General features: G+C 63.6%; 18 protein-coding genes. 4 read left to right on the top strand and 14 right to left on the bottom strand.

The genetic code is table 11. The features are described from left to right. Positions 1–24 precede the first annotated feature (24 nt). The 4 genes from G4O04_05930 to G4O04_05915 all read left to right on the top strand — a co-directional run bounded on the left by G4O04_05930 (position 25) and on the right by G4O04_05915 (position 4,214). Entirely contained in the window at positions 25–1,104 is a 1,080-nt protein-coding gene (locus G4O04_05930; GenBank protein ID HEY58058.1) for an Mrp/NBP35 family ATP-binding protein, read from the top strand. A gap of 1 nt (position 1,105) precedes the next feature. Further along, entirely contained in the window at positions 1,106–2,011 is a 906-nt protein-coding gene (locus G4O04_05925; GenBank protein ID HEY58057.1) for a stage 0 sporulation protein, read from the top strand. A gap of 153 nt (positions 2,012–2,164) precedes the next feature. Next, positions 2,165–3,343 (top strand): amidohydrolase, encoded by a 1,179-nt coding sequence (locus G4O04_05920; protein HEY58056.1) that lies wholly within the window; start codon positions 2,165–2,167, stop codon positions 3,341–3,343. A gap of 1 nt (position 3,344) precedes the next feature. Next, a complete protein-coding gene (locus G4O04_05915; protein ID HEY58055.1) occupies positions 3,345–4,214 on the top strand; it encodes an ABC transporter substrate-binding protein in 870 nt (289 codons plus the stop codon). 94 nt (positions 4,215–4,308) lie between these two features. Here the strand turns inward: G4O04_05915 and pfkA are convergent, their stop codons facing one another. The 14 genes from pfkA to G4O04_05845 all read right to left on the bottom strand — a co-directional run bounded on the left by pfkA (position 4,309) and on the right by G4O04_05845 (position 21,453). Continuing rightward, positions 4,309–5,274: a 6-phosphofructokinase gene (gene pfkA, locus G4O04_05910; protein ID HEY58054.1), complete on the bottom strand. Its 966-nt coding sequence runs from the start codon at positions 5,272–5,274 to the stop codon at positions 4,309–4,311. Between the two features lie 276 nt (positions 5,275–5,550). Then, a complete protein-coding gene (locus G4O04_05905; protein ID HEY58053.1) occupies positions 5,551–6,120 on the bottom strand; it encodes a hypothetical protein in 570 nt (189 codons plus the stop codon). Between the two features lie 71 nt (positions 6,121–6,191). Next, on the bottom strand, positions 6,192–6,659 hold the full coding sequence (locus G4O04_05900) for a glycosyltransferase family 39 protein (protein ID HEY58052.1): 468 nt from the start codon (positions 6,657–6,659) through the stop codon (positions 6,192–6,194). Then, positions 6,634–10,656, bottom strand: coding sequence for a DNA polymerase III subunit alpha (locus tag G4O04_05895; protein HEY58051.1), 4,023 nt, complete (start codon positions 10,654–10,656; stop codon positions 6,634–6,636). The genes G4O04_05900 and G4O04_05895 overlap by 26 nt, the downstream gene beginning before the upstream one ends. Before the next feature lie 175 nt (positions 10,657–10,831). Then, a complete protein-coding gene (locus tag G4O04_05890) occupies positions 10,832–14,263 on the bottom strand; it encodes a methylmalonyl-CoA mutase (protein HEY58050.1) in 3,432 nt (1,143 codons plus the stop codon). A 168-nt stretch (positions 14,264–14,431) separates the two neighbouring features. After that, the gene (locus tag G4O04_05885) at positions 14,432–15,103 is read right to left on the bottom strand and encodes a protein-L-isoaspartate(D-aspartate) O-methyltransferase (protein HEY58049.1); all 672 of its coding nucleotides are present in this window, start codon (positions 15,101–15,103) and stop codon (positions 14,432–14,434) included. 15 nt (positions 15,104–15,118) lie between these two features. Then, positions 15,119–16,192: an A/G-specific adenine glycosylase gene (gene mutY, locus G4O04_05880; GenBank protein ID HEY58048.1), complete on the bottom strand. Its 1,074-nt coding sequence runs from the start codon at positions 16,190–16,192 to the stop codon at positions 15,119–15,121. 31 nt (positions 16,193–16,223) lie between these two features. Then, positions 16,224–16,526 (bottom strand): hypothetical protein, encoded by a 303-nt coding sequence (locus G4O04_05875; protein HEY58047.1) that lies wholly within the window; start codon positions 16,524–16,526, stop codon positions 16,224–16,226. 14 nt (positions 16,527–16,540) lie between these two features. Then, positions 16,541–17,182 (bottom strand): MBL fold metallo-hydrolase, encoded by a 642-nt coding sequence (locus tag G4O04_05870; GenBank protein ID HEY58046.1) that lies wholly within the window; start codon positions 17,180–17,182, stop codon positions 16,541–16,543. Between the two features lie 98 nt (positions 17,183–17,280). Beyond that, positions 17,281–18,009 carry a 16S rRNA (guanine(527)-N(7))-methyltransferase RsmG gene (rsmG, locus tag G4O04_05865; GenBank protein ID HEY58045.1) on the bottom strand — a complete coding sequence of 243 codons (729 nt, stop codon included), beginning with the start codon at positions 18,007–18,009 and terminating at the stop codon, positions 17,281–17,283. Positions 18,010–18,042: 33 nt separating this feature from the next. Next, positions 18,043–19,074, bottom strand: coding sequence for an RNA 3'-terminal phosphate cyclase (locus G4O04_05860; GenBank protein HEY58044.1), 1,032 nt, complete (start codon positions 19,072–19,074; stop codon positions 18,043–18,045). 38 nt (positions 19,075–19,112) lie between these two features. Continuing rightward, positions 19,113–19,574, bottom strand: a complete 462-nt coding sequence (locus tag G4O04_05855; protein ID HEY58043.1) for a GNAT family N-acetyltransferase — start codon at positions 19,572–19,574, stop codon at positions 19,113–19,115. Positions 19,575–19,615: 41 nt separating this feature from the next. Then, a complete protein-coding gene (locus tag G4O04_05850; protein ID HEY58042.1) occupies positions 19,616–20,830 on the bottom strand; it encodes a tyrosine--tRNA ligase in 1,215 nt (404 codons plus the stop codon). Between the two features lie 107 nt (positions 20,831–20,937). Continuing rightward, complete coding sequence (locus tag G4O04_05845) at positions 20,938–21,453, bottom strand: PH domain-containing protein (protein HEY58041.1); 516 nt, start codon at positions 21,451–21,453, stop codon at positions 20,938–20,940. Positions 21,454–21,555 lie beyond the last annotated feature (102 nt).

Here is a 21,555-nt window from a genome sequence, read left to right as displayed (position 1 = left end):
CGGTATCCTACTTAGGAGTATGCGATGGCTGTTACAAAGGAACAAGTCCTCAAAGCACTGAGTCAGGTTCTGGACCCCGAACTGGGGAAGGACCTGGTTTCCCTGAACATGATCCGGGATGTGGAGGTGGAAGGCGATACCGTACGGTTTCGCCTGGTGTTGACGACCCCGGCGTGCCCGCTGCGTTCCTCAATGGAAGCCGATGCCCGACGGGCGGTGGAAGCGCTCCCTGGCGTGAAGAAGGTCGAGGTGAAGATGGATGCTGAGGTGCCGCAGGATGGCCGTAGCCGGGGTGTGGTGCGCCTGCCCATCCGCAACGCCATCGCCGTGGGGTCGGGCAAAGGCGGCGTGGGCAAAAGCACCATAGCCGTCAACCTGGCCGTGGCCTTGGCCCAAGCGGGCGCCCGGGTGGGGCTGATCGATGCGGATATTTACGGCCCCAATGTGCCCACCATGCTGGGGGTGGACCGGCTGCCGCCCATGCGCGAGGCCAACAAAATCGAGCCGGCCGAGGCTTATGGCGTGAAGGTCATTTCCATTGGCTTTATGGTCAAACCGGATCAACCTCTCATCTGGCGGGGGCCTATGCTCCATTCCGCCATTCGTCAGTTCCTCAACGATGTGAACTGGGGCGAACTGGACTACCTGGTGGTGGACCTGCCCCCGGGCACGGGCGACGCCCCTCTGAGCCTCACCCAGACCCTGCCGCTCAGCGGCGCCGTTATTGTTACCACACCCCAGCAGGTCTCCCTGGACGACGCCCGCCGCGCGCTGCGTATGTTCCGGCAACTCAATGTGCCTGTGTTGGGTGTGGTCGAGAACATGAGTTACCTGGAACTCCCCGATGGGACCCGGGTCGATGTGTTTGGCAGTGGTGGCGGCGAGGAACTGGCCCGGGAGCAGCAGGTGGAACTGCTGGGTGCCATTCCCATGGACCCGGCGGTGCGGGAAGGTGGCGATCAGGGCAAGCCCGTGGTGGTGTCTCATCCCGATTCGCCGGTGGCCCAGGCCTTGCGCGACCTGACCGGAAAGGTGGCGGCCAGATTGAGCGTTCAGGCCATGCAGGGGCCGGGCCTCAATGTCTCCATTGAGTTTATTGGCTGAGATGCCCCCCATCGTTGGCATCCGCTTCCGTTCCGTTGGGCGGGTTTATCATTACGATGCGCCTTCCTGCCCCGACCTGCAGGTCGGCGAGTTTGTGTTGGTCGAGACGCAGTACGGCCTGCAGGTCGGGGAGGTGGTGCAGCGTTTGGAGCCCCCACCGGAGCCGCCGGAGGAGGGGTGGCGGGAGGTGTTGCGCCGCGCCTCGGCCGCGGATCTGACCCTGCGCCGACTCATTCAACAAAAGGAGGCCGCCGCCCTGGTCAACTGCCGGGCCAAGGCGGCCGCGCTGGGCGGCTACGAGGGCGTCAAATTCGTGGCGGCCGAAATTTCGCTGGACGAGCGTTTTCTCACCATCCTTTACAACATCGAGGAAGGCCGACCGGAAATGCGCCCGCTCCTTCATGCCATGCGGCGGCTTTACCCTAAAATGAAGGTGGATTTTCGGCGCATCGGCCCGCGGGATGTGGCCAAACTTTTGGGTGGGATGGGCGCCTGCGGCATGGAAGAGCGCTGTTGCTCGCGTTTTCTCACCGAGTTCAGCCCCATCTCCATCAAAATGGCCAAGGCCCAGGGCATTTCCTTGACCCCCACAGAAATTACCGGCATGTGTGGCCGGTTGCGGTGTTGCTTGATTTACGAATACGAAATTTATGTGGAGGCCCACAAGACCCTGCCGAAACTCAAGAAACGGGTAAAGACTCCCGAGGGCGAGGGGAAAGTGGTGGACCTGTATCCGCTCAAGCAGGTGGTTGTCGTCGAACTGGATGGTATGCGGCGAGAGTTCCATCGGGATAAACTGGAGCCCTGGGACGAGAACGAGGCCCAACGGCGGGCCACACTGCCCCCTTGTGCCAACGGCGATTGCCCCCGGAGGTTGGACAACGGGGCCCAACCCGTTGGGTCGTAACGCCCTGGTCCATCCTCCGCGCCCGGAAGTTCCCCCATCGGCAGAGGTCAGGGCTTTCTGGCGCGGTTTCGTTTTCGTGGCGTTGGCGCTCCCGCCAGGCCGTGGAGCGCCTTCGCGGCGGGCGCCCGTTCTTTCAGCCAGGAGGTGGCAATCATGCAGACTCTGCTCCAGGAAGCGCAGACCCTTTTCCCTTTCACTCGCGAGGTGCGGCGAGACCTGCATCGGCACCCGGAATTGGGCTTTCAGGAGGTGCGCACGGCTGGTGTGGTCGCCAAGACCTTACGCGATCTGGGGTTGACGGTCACCACAGGGGTGGCCAAGACGGGCGTGGTGGGCCTGCTGGAAGGCGCGCGCCCGGGCCCTACGGTGCTGGTGCGCGTTGACATGGATGCGTTGCCTGTCCAGGAGGAAACGGGCGCCGAGTATGCCTCCCAGGTGCCGGGGGTGATGCACGCCTGTGGCCATGACGGTCATGTGGCTATGGGCCTCACCGTGGCGCGATTGCTGGCCGGGCGCCGCGCGTCGCTGGCTGGGCGGGTGAAGTTTGTCTTCCAGCCGGCCGAAGAAGGGTTAGGCGGCGCCGAGGGGATGGTGGCCGAGGGCGTGCTGGAAGATCCGCGCCCCGATGTGGTGCTGGGAATGCACCTGTGGAACGAGCGCCCCTTGGGCTGGTTTGGGGTGACCGATGGACCGGCCATGGCCGCGGCCGATCGTCTGTTGATCACCGTGCAGGGCAAAGGCGGCCACGGCGCCGCGCCGCATCTGACCATCGACCCGGTGGTGACCGCGGCGCATATCGTCACCGCGCTGCAAACCGTGGCGGCCCGCAACATCGATCCCCTGGATACCGCCGTGGTCAGCGTCACCCGCATTCGCGCGGGCGAGGCCTTCAATGTCATCCCGCCGCAGGCGGAGTTGGAGGGCACCATCCGAACCTTCGAGCCGGAGGTGCGGGAGACCGTGTTGAAACGGGTACGGGAAATCGCCCAGGGGGTGGCCCAGGCCTTTGGGGCGCAGGCCGGTGTGGAGGTCCAGCGGTTGACCCCGCCGGTGATCAACGACTCCGGGGTGGCGGAGCAGGTGCGGGCGTTGGCCCGTCGGCTTTTCCCCGAAGCCGAAATCAGCGCCACGGAACGCACCATGGGCTCGGAAGACTTCGCTTTCTTTATGGAGGACATCCCTGGGTGTTACTTTTTCATCGGTTCAGCCAACGAAGCCAAGGGGCTGACTTATGGTCACCATCACCCCAGGTTCGATTTCGACGAAGAAGCGTTATGGCGGGGGGCGGCGTTGATGGCCGGCGCGGTGCTGGCGTTGTTGGGAGAGGTGTAGCATGATCGAGCCGTTGCCTGAACTTTCCCGGCCGCCTGAGCGGGTGGTTTCTCTGGTGCCTTCGCTCACCGAGAGCTTGTTTGATCTGGGTATGGGCGAGGCGGTGGTGGGCGTAACCGACTTTTGCCTTCATCCTCCTGAGGCACAAAACCTGCCCAAGGTGGGCGGCCCCAAGAACGCCCGCCTGGAGGATATCCTGGCCCTTGAGCCTGATTTGGTGCTGGCCAACCGCGAGGAGAACGCCCGCAAAACGGTGGAAGCCCTGCGCCAGCGGGGGATCCCGGTGTGGGTGGCTACGCCGCTCACGGTGGACGAGGCTTTGGAGACCCTGTGGGGGTTGGTGCGCCTGTTCCACAGCGAACGGGCCGCGGTGCAGGTGGAGACCCTCAGCCGGGGCGTCGAGATGCAGCGTCTGGCAGCCCTCGATCCTCCGCTGCGCACCTTCGTGCCGATTTGGTACGATCAGTTAAACGACGGCACGCCCTGGTGGATGACCTTCAACGCTCAGACTTACATGCACGATGTGCTGGCGCTTTTCGGCGGGGTGAATGTGTTTGCCGGGCGGCAACGGCGCTATCCCCTGGCCGCCGACCTGGGCCGCGCAGAGCCTCAAGACCCCGCCGGGCGGGATACCCGCTACCCCAGGGTGTCTTTGGAGGAAATTGTGGCTCAGCAGCCCGAGTTGATCTTGCTGCCTGATGAGCCTTTCCCCTTCGACGAAGCCCACCGGGAAGCCCTGTTGCGTTTGTTGGCCGACACGCCCGCGGCCCGTGAAGGGCGCGTTTTTCTCGTGGAGGGCAGCCTGTTGACCTGGCACGGCACCCGTTTGGGCAAGGCGTTGCAGGTCTTGCCAGGGTTCTTCCGGCGGTAAGGCAAACGAGAGACGAGCCGCAAAGAAAGGCCTGGCCGGGCGTGTTGCCCGGGCCAGGCCTTTTTGTCGTTGGCGCGGTGGCTTTCCCCGGTTCTCACTTGGCCAACATGCGGGCCATGGTGTAGTATTCCAGGTTAGCCCGTCGGTTGCGTTGGCCCACCTCTGCCAGATCCACAAGGTCGATCTGGCGGCCCTGCAAGGCCACCATTTTCCCGCTTTGGCCTTGTGCCAGGGCTTTCGCGGCCCCGACGCCCATCCGCGAGGCCAGCAGCCGGTCGAAGGCGGTAGGCCGCCCGCCGCGCTGGATGTGTCCCAGGATGGTGATGCGGGTGCGGAAGCCCACATTGCGCTCGTCCAGGAAACGGGCTAGGTCATGCACATCGATGGAGGCGCCTTCGGCGACGATGATGATGGCGTGGCTTTTGCCGCGACGATACGCGTCCTCCACCGCCTCGGCGACTTCTTCCATGGTGATCTGGACTTCGGGGATGAGCACCATCTCGGCGCCGCCGATGATGCCGGCCATCAAGGCGAGATAGCCGCAATCGCGGCCCATGGTTTCGATGAGGAAAGCGCGTTGGTGGGAGGAGGCCGTATCGCGCAGTTTGTCCACCGCGTCGAGGATGGTGTTCAAGGCGGTGTCCACGCCGATGGAGATGTTGGTGCCCCAGATGTCGTTATCGATCGAGGCGGGGATGCCGACCACCCGGACACCTTGCTGATGCAGGGCATAGGCGCCGCGCATGGAGCCGTCGCCGCCGATAACGGCCAGGCCGTCAATGCCTCGTTCGTTCATCTGGCGGATGGCTTCGCGTTGCCCTTCGGGCGTGAGAAACCGCTTGCTGCGCGCCGAATAGAGCATGGTGCCGCCTCGCTGGAGGATGCCGCCTACATCGCGAGCCGAAAGCGGTTCCATCTCGCCCCGAATGAGGCCCTCGAACCCTTCCCGGACGCCCCAGACCTGGATGCCGTGATATAACGCGGTGCGCACCACAGCGCGGATGGCTGGGTTCATCCCCGGCGCATCGCCGCCGGAGGTCAGCACGCCAATCGCGCGCACATTGGGATCACGATGGGGTAACGACGCCTTCTGGCTGGCAACCATCTGGAAGCCTCCTTGACCTGTTGAGACCAGGTCCGATCCTCCCAGAGGGAAGAAAAGACAGGGAATGCAGGGGATTGGTTGAACGATCCCTTGCCGCAAAGGAGGCAGGGGATTGGGGTAGGCAAGTGTTGCAATTCTACCATAGGGCTGGTGGGCACATCCGGGCAGGAACACGGCACCAGACAGGTGGATTTGTTCTCAAAACGCCCGCTTAGGCCCCATGGCGCAGGCTCACTTGCGCCGTATCAGGTGAAATACGGTCACGCCGGGAAAATCGACCCGTTCCTGCAAAAAGAACATCGGCGATTGTTGCCATTGCCGGGAAAGGGGGGCGCTCCCCCATACCTGCTCAAAACGGACCGGGTGTACCCATTCGTGCAGCACGACATGGGTTTTGCCCACGGCGTTCCAGTAGACCAGCCACACACCCGGATAGGGAGAAGCGAGGTCGGCAAAGGGCCGGGCCATGCGGTTGGTTTCCCAGATGCTTACACGCGGCTCTAAAGGATAAGTGTGGAAGGGGATGGCGATTTGGGCGCTCCGCAAAAGGATAAGTTCATCGTCCTTGGCATGGGTGTTCAGGTAAGCGGCCACGGCCCGCCAGTCTTCTTTTTGGATCTTGGGAGGCGAGCGTAGAAGGTGGTAATCGCCATAGAGAAGGCTGCCAAGCAGAAGAAGGCGGAGGGCTAGGAACCCCAGAGAGCCTCCGCACCGATGGTTGGCGTTGGAGGGAGGACCGGCAAGACCGTGGGCCAGGAGCAGAAGCCATGCGGGTTGGGCCAGAATCAGGTAGCGATCCATGTAAACATGGAAGGGGAGTTGCAGGGAGACGGTGAGGGTCAGCAGGATGGGCGCTGCCGCCCAGAGCAGAGTCAGCGAGCGACCCGCTTCATCGCGCCACGGAGCGCGCAGGGAAAAATGTGGAAAGGGGCCAAGGCGTACAACAAGGCGGCCCAAAGCGCGGTGCGCTGTCCTACCCAAGGGTAAGCCAGGGCGGCGAGCAACGGCACGGAAAGCACACCGAACAACATGGCGGGAAGTCGAACCAAGGCTTCCCGCTGTCCTAAGGAGAGGAAGATCTTTTCGATCCAATAGAAAAGGGGCGGATGGACGCCGTCCGCCACCAGAATACGCAGGCCTTCCAGCCACGGCTTGCGGGCAATGAACACGGTGAAGGTTTCATCGAACCAGAGACTCTGGCTCCCCAGTCTCCACGCCCGCAGTCCCAGGGCCAGGCCCGTGAGCAGCAGCACCTGAAGGATGAAGCCGTTGGAAAGAGGGTTGCGCCGTGTATGGGGAAGGTTCCCCGGGCTGTTACTGGACGGGGATGTCCTCGACATACACATTGTCCGGCCCCACAATGTCTCGCAATCGGTTCAGCAATTCCTCGCTGACCTGCGTCGTGGCGTTGGGGAACTCGATGAGGTAGCCCTGATCGCCCTCGAACACGCGGAAGGCGAAACGATCGCGGCCAGGATAGGCCAGGAGTTCGAGGTAGGCGCGGCGCATGCGTAGGCGGTCCCGGGGCGGATCCACGGAGCGGAAGACCAGGGTCACCATGCGTAACTGGCGGGGCGTCTCTTCGGAGGCCGGGGGAGGGGCGGTTTGCGGCGGCGCTGAGGGGGCGGCAGGCGGTGGCTCGATGGGGGGCATCTCGCGGTCGTTCGGGGCAGGGTAACCGGCTGGCGCCTCATTCACGGAGAGCGCGGCCCCTGCCTCTTCAGGCGCCGTGTATGCCGCGGGCGGCTCCATGGTGGGCAGGGACGCCTCAGGCACAGGTTGGGTGGCCAGGGGAATGGCCGACTCATGGGGGCGGGAAGGTGTCGCAGGCGAACCGGAAGGCTCCGCGGAGGATGCAGGGGGGAATGGGGCCATGGCTTCCGGTTCGGCGAGGTTTTCCAGCGTATTGGGATTGGGGCCGGTGTGGGCCTCCGGGAGGTTCTCCAGAAAGCCGTCGGGGAAAGGCTCCGGCGGTGGCGGGGCGTCTTCCCCGGTGGAAGGCTCAGGTGCGGGTGCGGGTTGCGCGGGCTCAGGTGAGGTCGCGGCGGGAGCGGATGGTGCGGGTGCTGCGGGAGGGGCTTGCTCATCCAGCTGGGCATCTCTGGGCGAATCTTCCGTTTGCGAGGGGAGGACCAGAGGCACTTCGGTGCTCACTTTTTCCACGATCACGCGCGGGGTGTGGCTTTCGGCCTCTACGCGGCCTTCGACCACCACCACCTGGTCGGTGTGGATGAGATGGGCGTACTCGTCCCAGGTTCTGGGGAAGAGGATGAGTTCGATGGAGCCTTGAATGTCCTCAATGGTCACAAAGCCCATGAGTTTGTCGGTTTTCGTGCGATAAGGGCGTACCTGGATGACGATGCCGGCCACCCGCACGCGGGTCCCCGAAGCCAGTTCGGGCAACTCGAAGGCGCGGTGGCTGATGGTTTTTTCCAGCACTTTCATGTAGGGCGCCAGGGGGTGGTCGGAGACATAAAGCCCCATGAGTTCTTTTTCCCACTCCAGTTCGGTGCGGCGCGGCAGGGGCACCTCGGGCTCCTGCAAGTGGAAGGGGAGATCCAGGGCTTCGCTGGCCCCAAAGAGGGAAAGTTGCCCCATCTCTTTGTAACGCCAGTGTTCTCCCGATACGGCCAGCATGCGGTCAACCGAGGCCAGCAGGGCCTGACGCGGCCCTAAGGAATCCAGGGCCCCGGCGCGAACGAGGGACTCCAGGGGACGTTTGGTGACCTTGCGCAAATCCACCCGTTGGAGGAAGTTCTTGACATCGCGGAAGGGGCCTCCTTCGCGGCGGGCGGCCAGGATGAGTTCGACCGGACCGCGCCCCACGTTTTTGATGGCCCCCAGGCCGAAGCGGATGGCGCTGGTGCCGTCTTCGTGGTCCTCGATGGTGAAGTCCCATTCGCTGGCGTTGATGTCAGGGGGCAGGACTTCAATGCCCATGCGGCGGCAATCGGCCACATAAAGGGCGATTTTGTCCGTCTCCTGGATGGTGACGGACATGAGGGCGGTCATGTACTCGGCGGGATAGTGGGCTTTGAGGTAGGCGGTCTGGACGGCGATTTTGGCGTAGTCCGCGGCATGACTCTTGTTGAAGCCGTATCGCGCAAACTCTTCCCAATCGTTGAAAATGGCTTCGGCCACCTCAGGCTCGAGGCCGTTGGTCACGGCGCCTTCGACGAATTTTTTGCGGTGCTTTTCCAGTTTTGCTTTTTTCTTTTTGGCGATGGCCTTGCGCAGGTCATCGGCCTCTGACGCGGTGTATCCGGCCAGTTCCATGGCCGCGAACATGATTTGTTCCTGATAGACCGGGATGCCGTAGGTCTCGCGGAAGATGGGTTCCAGTTTGGGGTGGCGGTAGGTGGGCTTTTCCTGGCCGTGCATCCGGCGGATGTAACTGGGGATGAATTCCAGGGGGCCGGGGCGGTAGAGGGCCACCATGGCGATCACATTGGATAGGTTGCGGGGCTTCATCTCCATGAGGTAGCGGCTCATGCCCTGGCCTTCCACCTGGAAAATCCCTGCCGTCTCCCCGCGGCCCAGCAAAGCGTAGGCCTCGGGGTCGTCCACAGGGATGTTGTCCAGGTTGAGGTCCACCCCGTGGCGCTGGCGGATGAGGTCGCAGGCGCGGGCCATCACCGTCAGCGTGGCCAGCCCCAGAAAGTCTACCTTGAGCAGGCCCAGGCGCTCCAAGATGCCCATTTCATACTGGGTCACGGCCTTGATGGGCATGTTTTCGTCGTTGCTGGTGGGCCGATGTAAGGGCACATATTCGGTGATGGGTTTGTCGCTGATGATCACCCCGGCGGCGTGGGTGCCTACATTGCGCACCACCCCTTCCATTTTCATCGCCGTGTCGATAAGTTCGCGCACATACTCTTCTTGCTCGTAACGCTGGCGCAGTTCGGGCACCTCATCTAAAGCCTGTTTCAGACTGACCGGTTTGCCGGGGATGTTGGGGATGAGTTTGGCGATTTTGTCCACCTCGGAAGGCGGGATGTCCAGCACCCGGCCCACATCGCGCACGGCCGCGCGGGCTTTCATGGTGCCGAAGGTGATGATTTGCGCCACATGGTCCTCGCCGTACTTCAGGGCGCAGTAGCGCATCATCTCATCCCGGCGGTCGTCCTGGAAGTCCAGGTCGATATCAGGCATGGACACGCGCCCCGGGTTCAGGAAGCGCTCGAAGATCAGGCCATGCTCCAGGGGGTCCACCGAGGTGATGCCTAAGGCGTAGGCGACGATGGAACCGGCCGCTGACCCACGGGCGTTGTACCAGATGCCTTTTTCCTGGGCGTAACGTACCAGGTCCCACACGATGAGGAAGTAAGCGTCGAAGCCCATCTGATGGATGATGCCCAATTCGTGCTCCAGGCGCTGCCGGACCTCGGGGCTGTTCGCCCGCTCCCCGTAACGCCAGCGGAGCCCCTCTTCGCACAGGTGCCTCAGGTAGGTCTCGGCGGTGAACCTGTCGGGCACCTCGAAGTGGGGCAATTTGTAGCCCTTGAAACTCAGGTCCACCGCGCACATTTCGGCGATGCGCAGGGTGTTGGTGATGGCTTCGGGAACCTCGGCGAATAGCGCGCTCATCTCTTCTGGGGAGCGCAGGTAGTAGGTGTCGTCGGTCATGCGCATCCGCCGGGGGTCGCTGAGTAGGGAGCCGGTCTGGATGGCCAGGAGCACATCCTGATACTGGGCGTCCTCGCGGCGGATGTAGTGGGCGTCGTTGGTCGCTACGATGTCCAGGCCGAACTCGCGCGCCAGTTGAATGAGTACGCGGTTGATGTCCACCAGTTCGGGGATGGCGTCGTGCTGCTGCAACTCGACGAAGAATCGCTCCCGGCCAAAGACCTCCACATACCAGGCCATCTTCTGGCGGGCCGTTTCCAGATCGCCTGCCTGGATAGCGCGCGGGATTTCTGCCGAAATGCAGCCCGTGGTAGCGATGAGACCCTCGCTATGGGCTGCCAGAAACTCGTGGTCGATGCGTGGGTAGTAGTAGAAGCCTTCCAGTTGGGCGGCTGAAGCGATGGCCAGCAGGTTTTTGTAGCCGGTGTCGTTTTGGGCCAGCAAGAGCAGGTGGGTGGATTTTTTGTCTTCTTTGGGGTCCCGGTCGTGCATTCGGCGGGCGGCCAGGTAGGCTTCCATGCCGAGGATGGGCCGGATCCCTGCGGCAGTGGCCGCGTCCCAGAACTCGACGGCGCCGTACATCACGCCGTGGTCGGTCAGGGCCACGGCGGGCATCCCCATCTCTTTGGCCGCGTGGACCAGGTCCTTGATTTTGCTCAGGCCGTCCAGGAGGGAGTATTCCGAATGCACATGCAAATGCACAAAAGACATGGGCGCATCACCTCGTGGTTTCGTTCATCGGTGGGCACAGTTTTTGTGGTGGGCGACGAGGCCCCAAAAGCACTCCGCCCCCGTGGAAAGCCATTATAGCACGAGGGCGGGGGTTAAAGAAAACCGTGTATCAGGCGATGGGAACGCTTGATACACGGTTTGGCTCTCGACCGGATTACATGTTGCGGCGATACCCGCCGCCGACTTCGTAGAACAAGTTGGTGATCTGCCCGATGGAGAGGTGCTTCACCGCTTCCATGAGCACTTCGAACACATTGCGGTTCTGGCGGGCGGCGCGGCGCAGTTCGTCTTTCCAGCGTTCCGTCTCCCGCTCGTTGCGTTTCCAGAAAAGGTGCAGGTTCTCGATTTGCTGGCGCTTCTCCTCCTCCGTTGAGCGGACGACTTCGTCGGGAACCTGAATGGGCGAGCCGTCGGGTCCCAAGAAGGTGTTGACGCCGATGATGGGCCACTCGCCGCTTTCTTTCATCCGCTCGTAGTACAGCGATTCCTCCTGAATCTTGGAGCGCTGGTACATGCGTTCCATGGCGCCCAGCACGCCGCCGCGCCGATCCAGCGCGCGAAACTCTTCCAGCACCCGCTGCTCGACCAGATCGGTCAGGTATTCGATGTAGTAGGAGCCCTGCATCGGGTTGTAGTTCTGCGTCAGCCCATATTCCCGGTTGATGATCAGTTGGATGGCGACAGCCCGGCGCACCGATTCCTCGGTGGGCGTGGTGATGGCTTCGTCGTAGGCGTTGGTGTGCAGGCTGTTGCAGTTGTCCATGATGGCGTACAGCGCCTCCAGGGTGGTACGGATGTCGTTGAAGGCCAGTTCCTGGGCGTGCAGGCTGCGGCCCGAAGTCTGGATGTGATACTTCAGTTTCTGGCTGCGCTCGTCGCCGCCGTACAAGTAGCGGATGGCCTTGGCCCAGATGCGCCGCGCCACCCGACCGATGACGGCGTACTCGGCGTCCATGCCGTTGGAGAAGAAGAAGGAGAAGTTGCGCAGGAAGTCGTCCAGGGGCAGGCTGCGGGCTAGGTAGAGTTCCACATAGGTGAACCCGTTGGCCAGGGTGAAGGCCAGTTGGGTGATGGGGTTGGCCCCGGCTTCGGCGATGTGGTAGCCCGAGATGGACACCGAATAGAAATTGCGCACGCCATGGCGCACAAAGTATTCCTGAATGTCGGCCATCAACTTCAGGGAGTATTCGATGGAGAACAGGGCCGTGTTTTGGGCCTGGTCTTCTTTGAGGATGTCGGCCTGAACCGTGCCCCGGACCCGGCGGAGGGTGTCCGCTTTGATGTTCTCGTACACCTCCCGCGGGACCACCTCGTCCCCTGGTATGCCCAGGAGCATCAGCCCTAATCCGTCGTGGCCCTGGGGCAGGTCGCCGTGGTAGCGCGGGCGGGGGACGCCGCGGCTGGCGAAGTACGCTTCGATGCGCTTCTCGGCTTCTTTCACCAGGCCGTGCTCGCGGATGTACTTCTCCACCTGCTGGTCGATGGCCGCGTTGAAGAAGAAGGCCAGCATCATTGGCGCTGGGCCGTTGATGGTCATCGAAACCGAGGTGTGGTGGTGGGCCAGATCGAAGCCAGAGTACAGTTTCTTGGCGTCGTCCACCGTGGCCACGCTGACGCCGGAGTTGCCGATTTTGCCGTAGATGTCGGGCTGCTCGGCCGGATCGTGGCCGTAGAGCGTCACCGAATCGAAGGCCGTGGAGAGGCGCTTGAAGGGGTGACTGTAGGCCAGGTAGTGGAAGCGGCGGTTGGTGCGCTCCGGCGTGCCCTCCCCGGCGAACATGCGGATGGGTTCCTCGTCGGGGTTTTTCAGCGGGTACACCCCGGCGGTGTAAGGGAACTCGCCCGGCGCGTTTTCCTGGCGTTCCCAGCGCACCCGGTCGCCCCAGTCGTGCAGTTTCGGCATGACGATGCGGGGGATTTTGGTGTGCGAGAGGGTCTCCTTGTACATGGGCTGTTCAATAACCCGGTCGCGCACCTGATAGCGGAAGGTCTCTTCCTGGTAACGGGCCGTCTTTTCGTCCCAGTGTTCCAACTTCTCCCGCACCTCGGGGTCTAGTTGCCGGGCGACTTCCTCGGCTTCGGCTTCCAGGGCCTCGATGAGGGCCGGGTCGCTGCCACGCTCCTTGAGCGAGGCAATGGTTTTCAGCAGGCTCTGCCACTTGCGGGCCCGTTCGGCCTGCTCCTCGGTCTCGCGGTTGTACTTCTCGATGGTGTTGGCGATTTCGCCTAAGTAGTGCGCCCGCTCTGGGGGCAGCAGGTAACTCTTCTTGGGCAGCCGATACTCCGCCGGATACTCGGTAGGGAAGGCCATCCCCGTCTTGGCGGCCAGTTGGTCGAGGATGCCCCGGTAGGCCGTGTCCATGCCGATGTCGTTGAAGTACGAGGCCATGGTGGCGTAAACGGGCAGCGCTTCGTCTGGCTCTTCAAAGCGCATGTGGTTGCGTCGGTACTGCTTGCGCACATCGCGCAGGGCGTCCTCGGCGCCGGGCTTGTCGAATTTGTTGACGATGACGATGTCGGCGTAGTCCAGCATGTTGATTTTTTCCAACTGAGTGGCCGCGCCGTATTCCGGCGTCATCACATAGACGGCCACATCGGCCAGGGTGACGATTTCGATGTCCGCCTGCCCGATGCCGGTGGATTCCACGACTACCAGGTCGTAGCCAGCCAGTTTCGCCAGGTCCACGGCTTCGTGCACTGCGGCCGAAAGGGCGCCCGAACTGCCGCGAGTGGCCATGCTGCGCATGAACACCCGCTCGTTGTAGATGGCGTTCATGCGGATGCGGTCGCCCAGGAGCGCGCCGCCGGTCTTGCGTCGGGTCGGGTCCACCGAGATGATGGCCACTTTTTTGTCGGGGAACTCGGTGATGAAGCGGCGCACGAACTCGTCCACCACGGTGGATTTGCCAGCGCCGCCGGTGCCGGTGAACCCGACCACCGGCACCATTTTTCGGTGGCCGTTGGAGGCGGCCATGGCCTCCAGCCGTTCGCGCCAGGGCTTCCAGGTTTCGGGATGGTTCTCGGCCAGCGTGATAGCGCGAGACAGGTAGCGCACCTCGCCCTCCAGCAGGGCTTGCAGGGCTTTGGGGTCTTCGGCGAAGAGGTTGGGTGGGTCGAAATCGCATTGTTGCAGCACATCGTTGATCATCCCTTGCAAGCCCATGAAGCGCCCATCGTCGGGAGAGTAGATGCGGATGTTGTGCTGGGCCAGTTCTTCGATTTCGCTGGGGAGGATGGTGCCCCCACCGCCCCCCACAACACGCACCTGCGCCAGGCCCAATTCGTTGAGGCGCTGGCGCAGGTAGGTGAAGAACTCCATGTGGCCGCCCTGGTAAGAGGTCACGGCGACGCCTTGGACGTCCTCCTCGACCGCCGCCTTGACCAATTCGGCCACCGAGCGGTTGTGCCCCAGGTGGATGACTTCGGCGCCCGTTTGTTGCATGATGCGGCGCATGAGGTTGATGGCGGCGTCGTGGCCGTCGAACAGGCTGGCCGCCGTGAGGATGCGCACATGATGTTCAGGGCGATAGGGGTCTTGCCGCGCGGGCTGGACTTTCGCTGGTTGCGGTATAGTAGAAACCGTCATTTCGTGTCCTCCTCGCTGGTCGGTGGGTGGCTTGCCCCGGTTTTTTCCTAAATTATAGCATAGACAGGGCAGGGGCTGAGCCGAAGGGGTGAGACCTCCCTCTGGTTCCGGCCCTGCCCAAGGGGGCCACCGGGCAGTGGGAATTGGGGGATGGGCTGATCCCTGGGGTCAGGCGTTCCCCCAACCTTCCTGGCCGATAAGGGGGACGAAAGCCACGGCGTCCAACACCTGACGGCGAAAGGCGTCGCCCAACCGTCGCCAGCGTTCCAGGTATTGCACGCCATGGCTCCCCACGGGGATGACCAGCCGTCCGCCATCGGCCAGTTGGTCGAGCAGGCTTTGGGGGACTTTAGGAGCCGCAGCGGTGACCAGAATGGCATCGTAAGGCGCGAACTCCGGCAGTCCTAAGGTGCCGTCGCCTCGATGCACGGTGACATTGGTGAGGCCCAGGCGGCGCAGCAGGCCTTCGGCCCGGTCGGCTAGGGCGGGGATGCGTTCTACGGTGTGCACCTCCCGGGCCAGGTGAGCCAGCACCGCGGCCTGGTACCCTGAGCCGGTGCCGATTTCCAGCACCTTTTCGTCGCCCTTCAAGTGCAGCAGAGCGGTCATGTAGGCCACGATGTAAGGCTGTGAAATGGTCTGCCCGTGGCCGATGGGCAGCGGGCCGTCGCTGTAGGCCGCATCGCGGTATTCCGGCGGCACGAAGAGGTGGCGGGGTACCCGACGCATGGCCTCCAACACGCGGCGGTCGGTGACGCCCCGTGCTTCGATTTGCTCGCGCACCATGCGTTCCCGCAGGGCGGCCAGGTGCTCGTCGTCGAAGAAATCCTTTGTGGTCATGGGGGCGATCCCCTTTCAAGAGCGGGCAGCTTCTTTTTGGAGCCGCCGGGCGATGCGCCGGTCGATTTTGCCCATGGGAAACTCGTCCAGCGCGGCCAAAGGCACCCAGCGCACGGTCTGGGCCTCCACGGGGCGCGGTTCGCCCGCCACCAGACGGCACAGAAAAGCGTGCAGTGTTACTTTGAAGTGGCTGTACGCGTGACGATAGACGCCAAAAGGCGCCTCGACCTGCACGGTGGCGGCCAGTTCTTCGTGGATTTCCCGTACCAGGGCCTCTTCCAAGGATTCGCCGGGCTCTACCTTGCCGCCGGGAAACTCCCACAGGTTGCCCAGCAAACCCTCGGCCGGGCGCTGGGCCAGGAGCACCTGCCCGTCGCGGCGGATGACAGCCGCGGTCACAGTGTAGTGGGGCGTGGGGCGCTTGGGCTTGCGGCGGGGGTAGGCCGTGGGCTCGCCCTGGGCGTAGGCGCGGCAAAGGTCGCGCAGGGGGCACCGGGCGCATTGGGGCTGGCGCGGCGTGCAAATCTGGGCGCCCAGGTCCATCAGAGCCTGGTTGTAAGCCGACGCCTGACCGGGGGGCAAATGTTCGGCCGCCAGGCGTTCTATCGTCCGCCGTCCGGCAGCGGTGTCCACGGGGGCTTCTACGGCAAACAGGCGGGCGAACACGCGCAGCACATTGCCGTCCACCACGGGGACATCGCGGCCAAAGGCGATGGAGGCCACGGCGGCGGCGGTGTATGGCCCGATGCCGGGCAGGGCCATCAGGTCGCGAGGGTCGGCAGGCACATGCCCGTCGTGGCGGGCGACGATTTCCCGGGCAGCACGATGCAGATGGCGGGCGCGACGGTAATAGCCCAACCCTTCCCACAAGGCGAGGACCTCTTGGTCCTCGGCGCGGGCCAGGGCCTCCACCGTCGGGAAGCGGGCCATCCACCGTTGAAAGTAAGGCAGCACCGTTTCCAAACGCGTTTGCTGGGCCATCACCTCGGCCACCAGCACCGCGTAGGGATCAGGATGGTCACGCCAGGGGAGGCTGCGCCGGCGCCGGGCGTACCATTCCAACAACTGTTGGGCTATTGGGGAGGGCATAGGCCTGGGTTGTGTAGCAGGGGGGTCGATCTCAAAACTGAAATCCCGAGCGGGCGCGCACAATTTTGTAGCGGTAGTTCGTCACGAACTCCAGCAAGCGGTTCTCGAGGTCCTTCCAGGCAGAGGAGTGGACGACGCTGCGCACCATGTTCAGGGAGGGAGCCAGGGCCACGGTGGTGATCTGCGGCCCTTCGCCATATACGGTGAACCAGGCTTCGCTGGGCTGTAACCCCATGCGTTGCATGGCGGGGATGAATTCCTGCACCACGAATTCGAAGTATTCCTGTTCGCGGCCGGGCAGGATGTCCCAAGTCATGATGAGTTTGACCGTCACGAGACCTCCTTGGGTTATCGTCGATAAGCGAGGACCACAACCTGGGTCTCGTCGGGAATCGAAGAGGGCCTGACCTTGAGCGAGGGGAGCGGCTCTTTATCAGCCACCCCCATTTCCTTGAGGAACCGGGAAAGGGGAGCCAGGTCCAACGGGGAATTGGGGGTTTTGTAGTGCATGGGTATCACGATCCCCGGCTCCAGGAGGTTGACCACCTCGGCGGCTTTGGCCGGCGTGAGGCTGCCCCCACCGCCCACCGGAAGCAGGAGCACATGCACAGGGCCCAGGGCCTCCACTTCGGCCTGGGTGGGCACGCGGCGCAGATCCCCCAGATGGGCCACGGTGACGCCGTCGAAGTCAATCACATAGAGGGTGTTGAGCGGCTCGCCCTCTTTGCGGCGCCTACCGTTGGTGCGCACGCCGGTGATGAATACGCCGCCGATTTCGTACTCGCCGGGGCCGCGCACCACATAGCGCACCCCGTGCACGGCTTTGAGGTGGTTGTGGCCCGGAGCGTCGTGGCTGATGGTGACCACATCGGCTTTGAGTTTCAGGGGGCTGTAGCCCACCACCGTGTGGTTGTAGGGATCGGTGACCACCGAGGCCAGGCCTCGCTGGGTGAGACGAAAGCAGGAATGGCCGTACCAGGTGATTTCCATAGCGTTTGTTGTTCTTCCTTACCGGGTTTGGGAAGCCCGTCAGGGCTTCATGGGGTATCGATTATATCATGGCGAAGGTGACGGTAGGCCGGAGCCCATCAGGCCCCCTTTTTCGGCGGGAGCAGGGGGCGTTTGGCCGGGACGCCGGCCCGACGCGGGAGCCTGGCCGGGGTGGGGGCCACTTTGCGCACCACGATGAGGTAGCGGTCTTCGGCCACGCCAGGGACTTCTACGGGAACCACACGGTCCAGTTCGCCGCCCAGAACGCGGATGGCGTATTCCGCTTCCTGGGCCTCGGCCGGCCCGGTTTCGCCTTTTTGGGCCAGCATGGCACCGCCCACGCGCACCAAAGGCAGCAGATATTCGGCCAGGATGGGCAGGCGGGCCACCGCGCGGGCTACGGCCCAATCGTAGGCTTCGCGGTGGGCGGGATCGTGCCCCAGTTCCTCGGCGCGGGTGTGGAGCACTTCTACCCCCTCCAGGCCCAGGGTTTCGACGATGTGGCGGCAAAAGGCCACCTTTTTGCCCACGGCTTCGACCAGGGTCACCTCCCAGGAGGGGCAGGCGATTTTCAGCACCAGGCCCGGGAATCCTGCCCCGGTGCCCACATCCACGATGCGTTGTTCAGGACGGCGCCCCAGGACGCGCAAACAACTGAGGGAGTCCAGAAAGTGCTTGGCGTCCACCGCCTCGGGCTCGCGAATGGCGGTGAGGTTGACGCGCTGGTTCCAGCCCAAGAGTTCCTGTTTGTAGGTCTCCAGCGCGGCGCATTGTTGAAGCGTAAGATGGAGGCCAAAGTGGGTTTGGACCAGCCGACGAAGGTTCATGGTGCCTCGCGAGGATAGGGATGGGAGATGCGCTCAGGCGGAAAGCGGATGCACTTCGACCCGTGGGGGCGGGCCTTCGTCAAGGAGAACGCGAGCCACGCCGAAGGTTTCCAGCAACCAGGCCAGGGTGCGCAGGTGGTTGGTGATCGCTTCGGTGGTGAACACGGAGGGCTCGGCGGCAAAGGCCAGGGGGAGCAGAATCTGGTCGGCCAGGTGCGCATCCACCGCGGCGTGGCTTTCCAGATAGGCCAACAGGGCGTGGGCGGCCTCGTCGGCCACCCGTTCGGCCGGTTTGCCTTTGGCGCCTAAGGCCGTGAAGCAACCGGCGCCCTGCTCGGCCTCGGCCCGCAGCACCACCACCGTGCCCTGGCCCGGCGAAGGTAGGCGCTCGCTGCGCACCTTGAGCGGACAGGGAAGCCCCTGCAGGCGGCGGAGCGCCTGGTGTTTCTGGCGTCGCAGGATGTGATCGGGTAGGTTGGCCACGGCCGAGAGCCCCCGCACCCGCAGCAACGCCCCGCGCTCGGTCAACCGCAGGGGCCGTAGCGGTTCCTCGGCCGGACGGATGTGCACGATCATCTCCCCGCCGCCTTTGGGGTAGAAGCCAGCCTTCACCAGTTGCACCCGCAGGCGCAACCCTAACCGCTCCACGAAAGGCGCAAAGTGCCAGGCCAGGTACTCGTAGGTGGGGCTCCACGGAACGTGAGTGCCGCCTTGCAGGCGCAGGGTCGAGGTCTCCCCGGCCAGGGCCAGGGGCAGGAGCACCGTTTGCAACAGCAGGGTGGCGGCTCCTGCGGTGGGAATGGCGAAGTGGTAATTCCCTCCGCGCACGCCCTGGGGATGAAAGGTGATCTCCTGGCTGCCCGGAGACGCACCTTCCACCTGAGCCTGGCCGATGCGGGCGGCGGCCTGCACCGCGGCCAGGTGTTGGGGCCGCAGGCCCGGCTTGCTCCGCCCGGCGCGGATGTTGGTCACCCGGATGGGGCGCTGCAACAGCAGGCTCAGGGCTAACGCCGTACGAAGAATCTGGCCGCCGCCTTCGCCGTGGGAACCGTCAATGTAGAGCATGGAAGATATATCGCGTTGCGAGAAGGTTTGCTTTGGGCTCAATCCCAGCGGGTGCAGGCGTTCACCGGAAGGGCAAAGTACATATTGCCGTCGGCGTGGCGCGTTTCCTTGAAGCCCAACGCGCGGTCGAAGGCGATCGCATCGTGCCAGGTGGCTGTGGTCTCCAGAACCAACTGACGGACACCACGGCGTTGGGCCTCCCGGCATAAAGCGTGCAAGAGGGCCTTGCCGATGCCTCGTCGGCGCCACTCCCGGCGTACCGAGCCCCGCACGATTTCCACGATGTGCCCTCCCCGGGGGAGCAAGGCCCCGGTGCCCACAATTTCACCGTCTTGCCAGACCACCAGGAAGCACCCCTGGCGATAGGCGGCAGCGACGTTCTCCAGATCCGGGTTGGCGGTGGGATCCAGAACGCCCCAATGCTCAGCCAGGCCTTCCAAAACCAGGGCGCGAACCCTTTCCTGGCCCTCTGGGCGAAAAGGGCGGCTGTGGAAGCGCATCGCTGCCGTTTCCCTCAATGGGATGTCCCTGCCGAGGAGGGCTACCCTGCCACCAGCCGCAGGAACTTGCGCTTGCCCACGCGTAACACGCCGGGGCGGGCCGGCTGCTCGATTTCGGCCACCACCTCACCGTCCAGGCGCACGCCGCGCTGTTTGGCCAAACGGCGCCCTTCGCTCCTGCTCTTCACCAGCCCAGCGTCCACCATCACCTCCAGCAGGGTTTGCTCCGCCTGCAAACGGTACTCGGGGATCTCTTTGGGCAGCGCGTGCTTTTGGAACACGCGCACGAAATGCTCCTCGGCGCGCTGAGCCGCTTCCTCGCCGTGGTAGATGGCCACGATTTCGCGGGCCAGTTTCATCTTCACATCGCGGGGGTTCAACCGCCCTTCGGCCATGCCGCGCTCCAGGTCTTCGATTTCCGGCGGCGTCCAGCGGGTGAGCAGCCGCATGTAGGCGCCCATGGCCTTGTCGGGGATGCTCATCAATTTGCCGTACATATCCTCCGGGGTGGACAGCAGGGGGATGTGGTTGCCCAGGGATTTGGACATCTTGATCTCCCCGTCGGTGCCGGGCAAAATGTCCAGGATGATGGCGATGTTGGGCTTCGCACCCAGGGCGGTCATCAGTTTGCGGGCCGCGGTCACAATGTTGAACAACTGGTCCGTGCCGCCCACCTGCACATCGGCGCGCAGCATGTAGGCATCGTAACCCTGCATGATGGCGTAAAAGGTCTCGTGCAGGTAGATGGGGTCGCCTTTTTCCCAGCGCTTGCGGAAGTTCTCGCGGGTGAGGAACTGCTGCACGGTGAACAACGAGCCGAGTTTGATCAGGTCGGCGAAGGTGAGTTTGGAAAGCCATTTGGCGTTGTACTCGATGATGGTTTTCTCGGGGTCCAGGATTTTGAACGCCTGCTCGGCGTAGGTGCGGGCGTTGGCCTCGACCTCTTCAGGGGTGAGTTGGGGGCGCAGTTTGTCCTTGTCCGAGGGGTCGCCGATGAGGGAAGTGTAATTCCCGATGAGGAAGATCACCTCGTGGCCCAGTTCCTGGAACTGGCGCAGTTTGCGCATGGGCACGGTGTGGCCTAAGTGCAGGTCCGAAGTGCGGGGGTCGAAGCCGCAGTACACCCGTAGCGGGCGTCCTTCCTTTTCGGCCTCGATGAGCCGCTCTCGCAGTTCTTTGGCCATTTGCTCTTTCAAGGTCTCGTCGCCGTAGTTTGTGCCTTGCATGAGGTAGACGACCTGCTGGTCGATGCTCATCTTACGCACATTCATGAAAACCTCCCGAAATCCGGGGATAACAGAAAAAGCGGGAGAGCACGGCTCTCCCGAGGTCCGGGCAAAGGGGGCTGGACCTCGGAGCAGGGCTAACGACCGTAATAGCGTTCCTCGCCCGATGTTTCCTGCTGCTCCAGTCCAGCGGCGGAAAGGATGTGCGACAGAATCTCGTCGCCCTCGGTGAAGCCAAAGGCACCCTGCACGCGGCCAGCCACTTTGACCTGGGATAGGGTGCGGAAGGTGAAGTGTCCACCCTGGCCGAGGATGTGCACGCGCTTGCCGAATTCGTCGGGCGATATCCGCACACTGTGGATGACTTCCCAGGGCAGGAACACGCGCCGCAGGCCGTTGGTGAAGAACACGCCGTCGGGCTGCAGGCGCAGCAGGGTGCGGCGGTCCATCCAGTTGCCCAGGCTGATGCTCAGGGCGCTCAAGCTGAAAAAGGCGGTCAGCAGCCAGAAGGGCCACGGTGGGGAGGTGTTGGCGAGCAGCGTCCACAAGGCCATGCCGCCCAGGAGGAGCAGGGTGCTGGCCCAGGCGTAGGCCTCCCCACGCCGGGGGATGGTGACCGGGCGAAAGGTTTGGTGTGGGTTTGGCTGAGTCATCGAGGCCAATTATAGCAGAGAGTGAGCGTCTTACGGCGTGGGCGAGGGCGTGGGGCTGCGGAAGGGCGTGCGGGTGGGGCTGGGGGAAGGCGAGAACTACGT

It is taken from the genome of Anaerolineae bacterium (assembly GCA_011176535.1).
Taxonomy (GTDB): Bacteria; Chloroflexota; Anaerolineae; order Anaerolineales; family DRMV01; genus DUEP01.
The sequence above is the reverse complement of the archived record's forward strand: the minus strand, read 5'-3'. Positions and strand labels throughout refer to the sequence as shown.